At 41.0% G+C, this 12,190-nt stretch carries 12 protein-coding genes; 9 read left to right on the plus strand and 3 right to left on the minus strand.

Features of this window, described 5'->3' with window-relative positions:
• Positions 1-34: 34 nt before the first annotated feature.
• Both AC6CHS_RS10210 and AC6CHS_RS10215 read right to left on the minus strand, forming a co-directional pair.
• A complete protein-coding gene (locus AC6CHS_RS10210) occupies positions 35-1,219 on the minus strand; it encodes an MFS transporter (protein ID WP_498235903.1) in 1,185 nt (394 codons plus the stop codon).
• Positions 1,216-1,647: a MarR family winged helix-turn-helix transcriptional regulator gene (locus AC6CHS_RS10215; RefSeq protein ID WP_498235904.1), complete on the minus strand. Its 432-nt coding sequence runs from the start codon at positions 1,645-1,647 to the stop codon at positions 1,216-1,218. The genes AC6CHS_RS10210 and AC6CHS_RS10215 overlap by 4 nt, the downstream gene beginning before the upstream one ends.
• Before the next feature lie 485 nt (positions 1,648-2,132).
• On the opposite strand from AC6CHS_RS10215, the gene AC6CHS_RS10220 reads away from it, so the two are divergent.
• The 9 genes from AC6CHS_RS10220 (at position 2,133) to AC6CHS_RS10260 (ending at position 11,612) form a co-directional block, all read left to right on the plus strand.
• Positions 2,133-3,464: a four-carbon acid sugar kinase family protein gene (locus tag AC6CHS_RS10220; RefSeq protein ID WP_498235905.1), complete on the plus strand. Its 1,332-nt coding sequence runs from the start codon at positions 2,133-2,135 to the stop codon at positions 3,462-3,464.
• Between the two features lie 19 nt (positions 3,465-3,483).
• A complete protein-coding gene (locus AC6CHS_RS10225) occupies positions 3,484-4,104 on the plus strand; it encodes a GntR family transcriptional regulator (protein ID WP_498235906.1) in 621 nt (206 codons plus the stop codon).
• Between the two features lie 15 nt (positions 4,105-4,119).
• A complete protein-coding gene (locus AC6CHS_RS10230) occupies positions 4,120-5,148 on the plus strand; it encodes a zinc-dependent alcohol dehydrogenase (RefSeq protein WP_498235907.1) in 1,029 nt (342 codons plus the stop codon).
• Between the two features lie 14 nt (positions 5,149-5,162).
• Positions 5,163-6,179, plus strand: coding sequence for a TRAP transporter substrate-binding protein (locus tag AC6CHS_RS10235; RefSeq protein WP_498235908.1), 1,017 nt, complete (start codon positions 5,163-5,165; stop codon positions 6,177-6,179).
• Complete coding sequence (locus tag AC6CHS_RS10240) at positions 6,180-6,677, plus strand: TRAP transporter small permease (protein WP_498235909.1); 498 nt, start codon at positions 6,180-6,182, stop codon at positions 6,675-6,677.
• Positions 6,674-7,948, plus strand: coding sequence for a TRAP transporter large permease (locus AC6CHS_RS10245; RefSeq protein ID WP_036575604.1), 1,275 nt, complete (start codon positions 6,674-6,676; stop codon positions 7,946-7,948). Before AC6CHS_RS10240 ends, AC6CHS_RS10245 begins: the two co-directional genes overlap by 4 nt.
• Positions 7,949-7,963: 15 nt before the next feature.
• Positions 7,964-8,611: a class II aldolase/adducin family protein gene (locus AC6CHS_RS10250; protein ID WP_498235910.1), complete on the plus strand. Its 648-nt coding sequence runs from the start codon at positions 7,964-7,966 to the stop codon at positions 8,609-8,611.
• 545 nt (positions 8,612-9,156) lie between these two features.
• Positions 9,157-10,323, plus strand: a complete 1,167-nt coding sequence (locus AC6CHS_RS10255) for a hypothetical protein (protein ID WP_498235911.1) — start codon at positions 9,157-9,159, stop codon at positions 10,321-10,323.
• A 26-nt stretch (positions 10,324-10,349) separates the two neighbouring features.
• The gene (locus AC6CHS_RS10260; RefSeq protein ID WP_498235912.1) at positions 10,350-11,612 is read left to right on the plus strand and encodes a metal-dependent hydrolase family protein; all 1,263 of its coding nucleotides are present in this window, start codon (positions 10,350-10,352) and stop codon (positions 11,610-11,612) included.
• A gap of 42 nt (positions 11,613-11,654) precedes the next feature.
• Here the strand turns inward: AC6CHS_RS10260 and AC6CHS_RS10265 are convergent, their stop codons facing one another.
• Complete coding sequence (locus AC6CHS_RS10265) at positions 11,655-11,846, minus strand: hypothetical protein (RefSeq protein WP_498235913.1); 192 nt, start codon at positions 11,844-11,846, stop codon at positions 11,655-11,657.
• Between the last annotated feature and the right edge of the window lie 344 nt (positions 11,847-12,190).

The raw sequence follows: 12,190 nt of genomic DNA on the forward strand, positions 1-12,190 counted from the left end.
GACTTTGTACTGTGTTTTTTCGTTTTTATGCTAATTAAGATGCATGTGGTCTCTGTTGTTTTTTATAATACATATTAAACAATACCATGACAACAAGGACAAGGGCCGCACAGACTAGGTAAAGGCTCTGGTAACCGTAGCCTGAAACGACAAGCCCCCAAATAAATGAGCCAAGTGCAATACCAGCATCATAAAGCATAAAGAAGGTCGCTGTCGCGTGTCCACTCCGTGCTGGCTCTGCTGTTTGAATTGCCATCGTTTGGAAGCTTGGAAGTAGTGTGCCATATCCAAGACCAATTAAGGCTGCGGCGACAAAGAGCATCCAGGCAGATGACGTAATACTTAACATCACAAGCCCTGCCACAAAGATAAGCAGGCATGGGAGGATAACAAAACGCGCTCCTCTGCTATCAAAGGCTCTACCAAGTGAAGGTCTGGAAAGTAACATTACTCCTGCAAAAACGAGAAAGAAAAAGCTTGCTGCAGCTGCAAGTCCTATTGACTCCGCATATACTGAAATAAAAGAAAGGATACTAGCATATGCAAGGGAAATGAGACTGGCAATAATGGCGATCGGTAAAGCTTTTAGTTCGACTAAACTGTGAATAGAAAGCTTTCCTTTTTTTACAGTCGTTTCTGCTCCTACTGGTTCTTTAACATGAACGAGAAGGGTTGATAAAATACCAGCAATCATAAATATGCTAAGGATAATAAATAATGTTTTAAAGCTGACAAATTGCAGTAGACTTAGCCCAATAAATGGTCCAGCCACTACCGCCAGGTTCATTGACATTGCGAAATATCCTAAGCCTGCTCCCCTGCGTGCTGGTGGAATTAAATCAGCTGCAATCGCTCCTGTAGCTGTAGTAATTACTCCAAAGGAAAGACCATGAATGAAGCGTAAGATCATTAATGGAACAAAGGATTCAATTCCGATATAGATAAAGGTTGTAAGCGTAAAGACACTTACACTTAGAACAAGTCCCTTTTTCTTTCCTATTCGATCAAGTAAGCCTGCCGAAAAAGGTCTAACAGCAATGGCGGCTATTAGAATAGAGGTAACCACGAGGCCACCTTGTGCTTCCGTTCCGTCCATATCTTGGATTACATAAAGTGGAAGGGTGGTTATTAATGTATAAAATACTACAAACACTAAAAATTGCGTCATAAAAATACTAATAAAACTACGCGTCCATATCTTTTCTAATTGGTTTTTCATTCTGATGTCTCTCCTGTTGATTTTAATTTACCTAACAGAATGTATAATTGTTTTTTCTCTTGCTGTGATAAAGCTGAAAGCATTTCCTCGTCAAAGCTTTCCACCGATTTTTTGACAGTAGGGATCCGCTCTATTGCCATCGGAGTGAGTTCAATAATGCGCTCACGTTTGTCTTGGCCTTGCTTCCTGCTAATCCAACCACTCTTTTCCATCCGAACCAAGGTCCGTGTGACAGTTGGTGCTTCCGTATTTAAATACTTCCATATCTCCGTTTGAGTCATAGCCCCAAACGTATCCAGGCAGTAGATTATGGCCCATTGTGATGCATATAAATCATGATCTTTAAGCTGTACGTTTAATTCTTTCACCGTATAACGAGACAGTTGATTTAAAGCATGCATAATATCCCGGTTTTCCACATTCTTCATTTTCATACCCCTCTTCAATACTTACCCAGGTAAATAAACACCTGAACTATAATACAGGAAATTTAGCTCGTTGTAAAGCGAGTGGACACTTTTGTTGAGTAAGTCGCGGAGTTAATTAACCAAGTTGTGCCGAGACATCGGCTGAGAGAGCGTGAACATCGCTTGAGAGCGAAGTAACATCGGCCAAGAGCATCGAGACATCGCCTGAGGGCATCGACACATCGGCTGAGAGCGAAGTAACATCGGCCAAGAGCATCGACACATCGCCTGAGGGCACCAGAACATCGGCCGAGAGCGCGACCACATCGGCCAACAGCGCTGCAACATCGCCCGAGCGCCCCTGAACATCAGATGAGAGCCCCCTCCCATTCTCACAATCTAGTAAGCCTTTGCAAAAAAGATCTTGCTTTTTTGAAAACGCTTATGTTAACATAGATTCATCTTAGATCTATGTTGGATCTTTTACATGTGGGAGGCAAAAACAGATGCAAAATAGAAGACTTCTTGCTTTCTATGGCGATGATTTCACGGGATCCACCGACGCGATGGAAGCATTAGATAGTTTCGGACTTAGAACAATTCTTTTTTTGGAACCGCCAACAGAAGAATTATTAGAAAGGTTCTCTGATGCCCAATGTATTGGGGTTGCAGGGACTGCACGTGCGAAAAATAACGAAGAAATGGAAAAAGAACTTACACCAGTTTATAAAAAATTTAAAGAGATAAATCCTTATTTTGTTCATTACAAGGTTTGTTCAACCTTTGACTCTGCTCCGGAGGTGGGGAGTATCGGTTATGCTGCTGATTTAGCTAGACGTTACTTTGAAAGCGGCTCCTATCCATTGCTCGTCGCTGCACCAGCATTGGGAAGGTATACGGTATTTGGCAATCATTTTGCTAATTTTCATGGGTCCATTTATCGACTGGATAAACATCCCGTTATGTCCAAACATCCCGTAACGCCAATGGATGAGGCGAATTTAGCGGTTCATCTGCAAAAGCAGACAACGCAATCTATCGGAACAATTAACATGGTAGATATGGAAAGAGACCCAGCAGAATTTACCGACGATGCTGAAGACATTGTGCTCTATGATGCGGCAGAAGAAAAAGAGATGAGATGGTTCGCTGATAAAGTTTGGCAAGATAGAAGCGAAACCACAACCCAATTTCTAATCGGGTCCTCAGGCATTGAATATGCACTCGGCAATAAGTGGAAAAGAGATAACATTGTAGAGGGCAAAGCGAAGGAACGTCAACCACGTGATATCGACCAAATGCTCGTTGTTTCTGGAAGTGTTTCAGAAGTTACGAAAAGACAGCTGGAACATGCAGAGGAATCAGGCTTCCATATGGAACAACTGCCATATGAATTGTTTACGGAAGAGAATGTCCCAGAAAGCTACCTAAATCGCATCATTGAATTGCTAGAATCCAAGAAGAAAGTGATTCTATATACAGCAAAAGGTACGGAAGATGAAGCAATTAAAGCAACAAGAGATCATCTTACACAAGAAGGTATTTCAGACATTGGAATCCATATTGGGCAACAATTAGGACGCTGGACAAAATATATTATGGAGCGTGCTCCACTGAAGAGAGTTGTTATCTCTGGTGGTGACACTTCTGGATTTGTTACATCACAGCTTGGCATTTATGGACTAGAAGTCCTTCAAGGCATTGCACCAGGAGCTCCTTTATGTCGCGCATATTCAGAGGACGAGCGTTTCGACGATTTAGAAATTGCGTTGAAGAGCGGACAGTTAGGTGGAGAAGGATTCTTTGAAAATGTCTTCTTAGCGAAGAAAACCTATTAAGGGAAGAAAGGGGATCGCGATGCTTTTAAAAGATGTAGCGTACCAAGCAATTAAGGAGAAAATCTTGGAAGAAGAATATCCACCAGGACAATTCCTTTCAGAACGCACCTTAATACAAGAGTTAGATATGAGTAAGACACCGATAAAAAATGCACTTGTTCGTCTAGAATCAGAGGGGTTTGTCACCGTATCCTCCAAGCAGGGAATCGTGATTAATGATCTATCAATCGAAAGAATCAATGATATTTATAATCTACGAATCGCATTAGAAACCTTTACCTGTGATGCATTATATGAACGAATTACACCGCAGCAACTTGGTGATTTGAGAGAGAACTTAGAGCAAACCAAGGTAGCCGCAGAGGAACTTGATGTGAAAGGCTTTGCTTCATTGGATCATGATTTCCATGTAGACCTGAGTGAAATAGCTGGAAACAAAGAGATTACGCGCATTCTATTAAACTACCATGATCATTTACTTCGTATTACATTGCGTCATTTGCGCAAGGACCCTACTAGGGTTCGCAAGTTCTATGAGGATCACGTTGCGATTGTAAACGCTCTAGAGGCTCATAAGGAAGAGAGTGTTACCTTGATGCGACAGCACTTGCAAGAATCTAAATCCATGTTATTTCAATAAGAAGGAGATGCCAATATGAAAGCAGTATTTGTTCAAGACGCTGAGAAAATTGAAATCAAGGACATTGACCGTCCAACAATAAAAAGTGATGAAGTACTCATTAAAGTAGCGACAGCAGGAATTTGTGGTTCTGATATCCACACCTACAAAGGGCTACACCCTTTTAGAAAGCCTCCAGTTGTGATTGGCCATGAAGTGGCTGGGGAAGTAGTAGAAATTGGGGACGCGGTAAAGAACATTAAGGTTGGCGATCGAGTGACCGTAGAACCACAAAAAGGTACAGGAGAAAGTGAAGGCGTTATGACGGGTAATGTGAATTACTCAGATGAGCGACTTGCACCAGGCATGGGAGATTGGTTAGGAACAATGGCCGAATATTTTGTGTCACCAGAAAATCTCGTAATTTCCTTACCTGATAGTGTGAGCTATGACCAAGGTGTTCTCGTAGAACCACTTGCAGTTGGCGTTCACGCAGCATTCAAAGGTGATGTGAAACCAAACGATAGAGTAGCGATTATTGGTGCTGGTCCAATTGGGCTGTTAACACTTGCTGCAGTGAAAGCAAAAGGTGTAACAGAGACTGTTATCACAGATGTGCTTGATTACTCACTTGATGTTGCCAAAGAACTTGATGTAACAGAAACGGTCAACATTATGGATAATCCAAATTGGATTGAGGAAACAAAGGAACGAATGGGAGGATCATTTGATAAAGTCTTTATCACAGCAGGTGTGCCAGGCATTATCAATCAAGCTCTAAACCTATTGAAAAAAGGTGGACGTGTCGTAACCGTTGCGATGTTCCATGGTCAACAGGAAGTGGACATTGAACAATTACAGCAAAATGAAAAAGAAATCGTAGGCTGTATGACATATAACCGACCAGATACAGAGGAAGCGCTAGAAATTATTAAAGAAGCTAAGATTCCTGTTGAAAAAATCATCTCACATGTTCTGCATTATGAAGAAGCAGCACATGGCTTTGAAATTGTAAATAAAAAACAAGACAACTCAGTAAAAGTTCTAGTTAGATTTGACTCATAGAGGAGGAACTTAGGGTGAAACGGGAGAGAATAATTGGTCTAATTTTGCTAATAGCTGCCTTCACCCTTCTCGGAGCTTGCTCAAACACAGCGAGCTCCCAAGAAGGGGAAAAGGATGTAACAACATTAAGGCTTGGACATATCCAGAGTGAATCACATACATGGCATAAGGCCTCTGTAAAATTCGCTGATCTGGTGGAAGAAAAGACAGATGGTAAAGTGAAAGTCGAAATTTATCCTAGCTCCACACTTGGTTCTGATAGAGATTTAATAGAAGGAACGCAAATAGGCTCTGTCGACTTTGCATTGGTTGCAGGGGTAATGTCTAATTTCTATAAACCATACTCTATATTGGAATTGCCTTATTTATTTGATGACCAAGAACATATGGAATCCTTCTTATACGGAGAAGGTGGCGAGGAATTACAACGCGATATGTTAGAAGAAACAGGAATCCGCGGTCTAGAATTTTGGGCACGTGCACCAAGGGAATTAACCACAAATAAACGGGTTGACACAATAGACGACTTAAAAGGTATAAAAATCCGTGTTCCAAATATTGAAGCATCTGTAGAAGGATGGGGCGCAATGGGTGCCAATCCGACACCGATGAACTTTAGTGAAGTGTATTCATCACTCCAAACTGGGGTAATTGATGCACAGGAAAATCCGGCTTCCTTTACGACTAGTGCTAAGATTCATGAAGTACAAGACTACTTAGTCAAGACAGACCATGTTTATGGCTATGTGCAGATGATCATGAGTGATATTACGTATGAAAAGCTAAGTAAAGAAGAACAGAAAGCAGTTGAAGAAGCTGCATTAGAGGCAAGAAATTATCAAAATGAGCTTGTTGCTGAGCAAGATAAGAAAGCGCTTCAAGAAATGGAAGACGCTGGAGTTGAAATAATTGAAGTAGACAAAGAACCGTTCCGTGAAGCGGTATTGCCTGTCCATGAACGCTTAGCAGATAAGTATGGCAGAGATCTCTATGATTCAATTATTGAGATGAGTAGTTTAGGGGGTAATTAGATGCAGGGCTATGTGAGTTTTATAGATAAAATAAATAAAGCAGTTAAATATATCGTATCAGCCATGTTTATCGTATTAGCGGTATTAGTGGTACTTCAGGTCATAACACGCTTTGTCATTGACTATCCGCTTAGTTGGTCTGAAGAAATATCTCGATATTTAATGATTTACATTGTGTTTTTTGGGGCAGCCCTTGCAATGCGAAATAAAGAACATATTGCAATAGACTTTTTAGTAGAAATTGTAAGCGCTAAAAGAAAGAAGGTTCTAAATTCTATTATCCTGTGGATTTCTCTTATTTTTGCAGCGATTCTTTTCTATTATGGTTCTGCTTTAACCTTAACAGTAGTAAACCAAGCTACACCGACATTGCAATTCTCCATGAGTTGGGCCTATGCAGCCATTCCTTTAGGGTCTCTGCTGCTACTGCTTAATACAATTGCTGTCATGATTGAAGACAAACAAGGTAAAACAATAGAGGGAGGTGGGGCGCAATGATAATCGCATTATTTGTATCCCTCATTATCTTATTTCTTCTAGGGGTTCCTGTTGCGATCTCTCTAGGCTTATCATCAAGTATCGCCCTGCTCGTAGCAGGAGATATCCCGTTAATGGTTCTAGCACAGCGGGCGTTTGTATCACTCGATTCCTTCCCATTGCTGGCTATTCCGCTATTCATGCTAGCTGGTGTAATTATGGAATACGGTGGAATTTCTCAACGATTAATTAATTTAGCCAATGCTTTAACAGGACATGTTTCTGGTGGGTTGGCCATTGTAACCGTTGTAACAACAATGTTTTTCGCTGCGATTTCTGGTTCAAGTGTTGCCGCAACTGCAGCATTAGGAGCTATCCTTATTCCTGCAATGGTTGAAAGAGGTTATCATAAGGATTTTGCTGCAAGTGTTCAAGGCGTTTCAGGGACATTGGGCATCATCATCCCACCTAGTATTCCGCTAATTTTATATGGTGTGGCAGCTGGGACGTCCATTGGTGATTTATTTATTGCAGGTGTAACCCCAGGTATCGTGATTGGTATCGGATTACTTATTGTGGTAATCATTGTATCTAAAAAACGAAACTACCTGAAAGAGCCTAAGAAGACAAACAAGGAATTAGGTAAAGCATTCTTGGAAGCGATTCCTGCTCTTATTATGCCTGTTATTATTTTAGGTGGTATTTATAGTGGTATCTTTACTGCAACTGAAGCAGCCGGTATTGCCGTAGCGTACGCGTTTCTAATCAGTATTGTATTTTATAAAACGATCAACTTTAAAAATATCAACAAAATTCTAACACAAGCGACCGTTACAACATCAACGATCATGTTTATTATCGCAAGTGCTGGGCTTTTCAGTTGGATTTTAACCATCGAGAATATTCCACAGCAGGTTGCAGAAATGTTTACATCTTTCTCTACTAATGGAACAGTATTCTTATTAGTTATAATGGTGTTACTATTATTGGTAGGAATGTTCATGGAAACCAATGCTTCTATTATCATTCTCGCACCGATTTTGGCACCGGTTGCCTTAGAAATGGGAATTGATCCAGTTCATTTTGGAATCGTGATGATTGTAACACTAGCAATTGGTATGGTAACACCACCACTAGGGTTAAATCTATTTGTTGCAGGAAAGATTGCAAACTTGAGATTAGACCAGGTTACAAAAGGAATGATACCATTCTATATTGCAGTGATTATTACGTTACTCATTATTGCACTATTCCCATCTGTATCACTCGGACTATTAAATTTGCTTGACTAAGGAGTTTTGAAAAGAATGGATAGATTAGAGTTAGTGAAAGACCTGCAAAAAACAGGCGTTTTCATGATGGACAATGATCTAGCTTGGGGAACAGCAGGAAATATTAGCGCTCGGGTAAGCGAGGACCAATTTTACGTATCTGCAAGCGGAACTTATCTGGGAGAAATGGATATAAGCGATTTCTCCCTCTGTTCAGATGACGGATTGGTTGAAGGGAAAAAGCCATCTAAAGAGCATATTATGCATCAAAATATTTACAAAGAGCGACCAGAAATCAATGCTATTTTGCATGCTTCTCCTTTCTACAGTACGCTTATTGCCAATACAGATATGACCATTCCTTCTAACTATTTTGTAGAAGCAATGTACTATCTGGAAAAGATCGTACGCATTCCCTATGAGCATCCAGGAAGTCTGGGACTTGCAGATGCTGTAAAGGAAAAAGCGAAACTAGGAAATGTAATGCTACTTGAAAACCACGGCGTCATCGTATATGACACAAGTTTAAAAGAAGCAAGAATGGCATTGCAGACACTAGAATACACGTGTAAAATGCACATCCAGGCAATGCAGAGTGGAATAAAGATAAATGGCTTATCGGAAGATACTGTAAATGACTTCCTTTATAATGCCGGTTACAAACCAGTTCGCAAATGGGATTAAGGTAAATTGAAAAACAGCTGAGACATAGTCTCGGCTGTTTTTTTGTTTTAGGTGGATTGCCAATCAACCAAGGAGGTTCAATCAACCAAAGCAGTGCGCCAATCAACCAAGATAGCTACTCAATCAACGAAGTGTCATCCCATCCTCCCAATCATATAAAAAGCTACCTTCATCCACATCCCCACATAAAGATTTTTCAAGTGTATTTTCATGTAACAGAAATGGTCGTGTTTACCATTAAAATCCAAATATTTTATTTATCCCGGTGCAAGCGTCCGTAAGACTCCCACTTCAAAACATGAAGTGAAACCGTGATGCTTAAGTTGGAGTAAACGGACGCTAACACCCCGATTCGTTCAACTAACAATCAGTGGGGGGGAAGAAAGAAACCCCCCCGATGATTGAAGTTTCACTTTATAAAAAATATATTGACAATTTAAAAATAGGGGCATAGAATGGGTAATAATCTTTTACTGTTTACTTCGTTAAAGTGACGTCACAATCTAACGCAGGAACAAATTTAGTAGAGAAAGAAGCTGATCCTCATGATAGACGAACCCATTGTTGCTGCCATGCTAATATTTGCTTTATTCGCATTGGGAGAATTTTTATCCGTTGTTTCCAGAGCAAGAATCCCGATGTTATTTGTCGTGATGTTCGGTTATTTACTCTTACTCTGGACAGGTGTTTTTCCTCCTGATATTGCCGACAAGGCGAATATTTCCGCTTTCGCTTCTATTTTGCCAGCGGTTTTGATTGTACATATGGGGACATTAATCCCTTTTAAACAACTGAAGGAGCAGTATAAGGCAGTTCTTATTGCCTTGTCGGGTATCCTCGTCGCCGTCGTCCTTGTTATTTTATTGGTTACACCGTTTGTTGGCTACACATCTTCCGTGGTTGGATTAGGGCCATTAACGGGTGGAATTATCGCGTTTGTTATTACATCAGAACGTCTGCAGGAACTCGGACTCGTTAGCTTGATCACCATTCCGGCACTTATTCTAGGAATTCAAAACTTTGTTGGGATGCCACTTGCTGCATTTTTCCTACGTAAGCTTGGTGTCTCCGTACAAAAAGAATTACGTGAGACAGGCTATCAGACAGTAGCCGCCGCGGAAGAGAAGCAAGAAAAAAGCAAGAAAAGCTTGCTTCCGGAAAAATACCAAACACAGGTCATTCTCCTCTTTCAAGTATTTTTAGGTGCTGCCATAGCGGTAGTCCTTGGGTCCCTGACTGGCATAAATTATAGTCTATGGGCACTGGCAATAGGGATTATTGGAACCTATTTTGGCTTTTATCAAGGAAGTATGATGGAGAAGGCAAATTCCTTTGGGATAACGATGGCACTCTTAATTGTTGTGGTGATGTCTTCCATGAATTCGATCACACCGTCCATGTTCACAGACTATCTTCCAGAGGTGCTTTTGATCATGGTGGTTGGGATCATCGGAATTTTAATTGGTGGCTATTTCAGTTCTAAATTATTTAAATGGAATCCAAATAAAGGGATACCTGTTGCCTTAACAGCATTATTCGGGTTTCCTGGTGATTATATTATCTGTGAGGAAGTCAGCAGAAGTATTGGAAAGGATGAGAAGGAAAGAAAGGCTATTTTTAACGAAATTTTAACACCGATGCTGGTCGGCGGGTTTACGACCGTCACGATTGCCTCGATTGTCATTGCAAGTATTCTTGTTGGTACACTTTAAAATTTAATAGAAGGGGAGCGTTACATATGACATACACTTTTGTAAAGAATGGTACGTTGATTGATGGCAATGGAGGAGAACCAGTAGAAAAGGCAGCTGTACTACTAAACGATGGAAAAATTGAGGCCGTGGGAAAAGAAGCAGAATTGGCATCCCTGCAACCCGAGGCTAAAGTAGTCGATGCCGATGGGGGCTACATTTTACCAGGCCTGTTTGATACCCATGTTCACATGATGTTCCAAAAAGCAGAGATGCAAAAGACATTGGAAACGCCTTTCTCCATGCGTTTTTACCAGGCGATGGATTATTTAAAGAAAACGATTGATATCGGGATCACTTCTGTAAGAGACGCTGGGTTTACGGATGTTGGCGTAAAGCAAGCGATTGAAGAAGGATTAATCGTGGGACCGAGAATGCAGGTAAGCATTAATCCGCTTACCATTACTGGTGGCCATGGCGATTCTTGGATGCGTTCTGGCATAGATGTTACGAATGTAACCTATCCGTCCATGCCGGATGCGATATGTGACGGCCCCGATCAAGTACACAAAAAGGTGCGGGAAATGTTGCGTGCTGGAGCTGATATTATCAAGGTACACGCAACGGGCGGTGTGCTTAGCCCTACTGACCATCCGGAATTCACGCAATTCTCTCAAGAAGAGTTAGAGATTATTGTGAGGGAAGCGAGCTTCCGTAATGGGGTCAAAGTAATGGCCCATGCTCAAGGCTCTGAGGGGATAAAGAATGCAGTTCGTGCCGGAATTCATTCCATTGAACATGGCATTTACTTGGACGATGAGGCAATTGAGTTGATGTTAAAGCACGGTACGTACTTAGTGCCGACATTGCTTGCACCGGTTTCTGTTCTAGAGTTGGCCGAAACGACGAATGATATGCCAGCCTATGCGGTAGAAAAGTCAAAAGAGGTTGCTGAAATTCATAAAAATAGTGTTGCCAAAGCTCATCGTGCTGGAGTGAAAATAGCAATGGGGACGGATGCTGGCGTCATGCCACATGGTACCAACTTAAGAGAGCTTGGCCTTATGTGTGAGATAGGGATGACCCCAATGGAAGCCCTACAGGCAACGACAAAAGTGGCTGCTGAATGTATGGGGTGGGATAACAAACTAGGTACATTGGAAACTGGAAAAGTAGCGGATCTTATCATTACGAAGACCAATCCGCTAACGGACATTCGCAGTTTGGAAAATAAAGAAAACATCACAACCGTCATCAAAGATGGACAGCTCGTGAAGCAAAATACGGTTAAAACGACAGTACGTATATAAAGAAGCAAAAAAGAGAGAAAAGCTTCCACTTTTCTCTCTTTTTTATGTGCTTTTCTGGTTATACAAACGGCTTGCCCGCGTTACACTTAGCGCCAGAAGAATGAGGGATAATACAATAAAAACCACCCATACATCCGAATCTCTTGCTGCTAACAAGATGGCAAAAATACTTCCTATAATAGAAGAGGAAAAGCCGAGCACCGTTTTAACATCTTTTAACATGGTATAATTCATGATTTATCCTCGCTTTTCTTATTTTGTGTGCTTTTGAAAAAGAAATAAAACCTTTATTATGCCACTTACATAGCAAAAGTAGGATATGGCGACCACACTGAACAGCAAAATCCAATCTATGGAGAAATCAGATATGGGAACCATGGAAAGATTATATCCAGTGAATGCACACATAACGATGAGTAAAAGAAACAGGAAAAAACTTCTTTGCAAATAATAGAGCGATGTATGGAATAAAGATTTGAGCATATCTCTCCCAGCAAGGAATCGTTCTATGAAACCGTGGACTAAAATATTTATGACATCTCGAATGGTGGGTTTTTTCATGCTAAGTATATATAAAA

Source organism: Oceanobacillus sp. GQ8 (assembly GCF_059758495.1).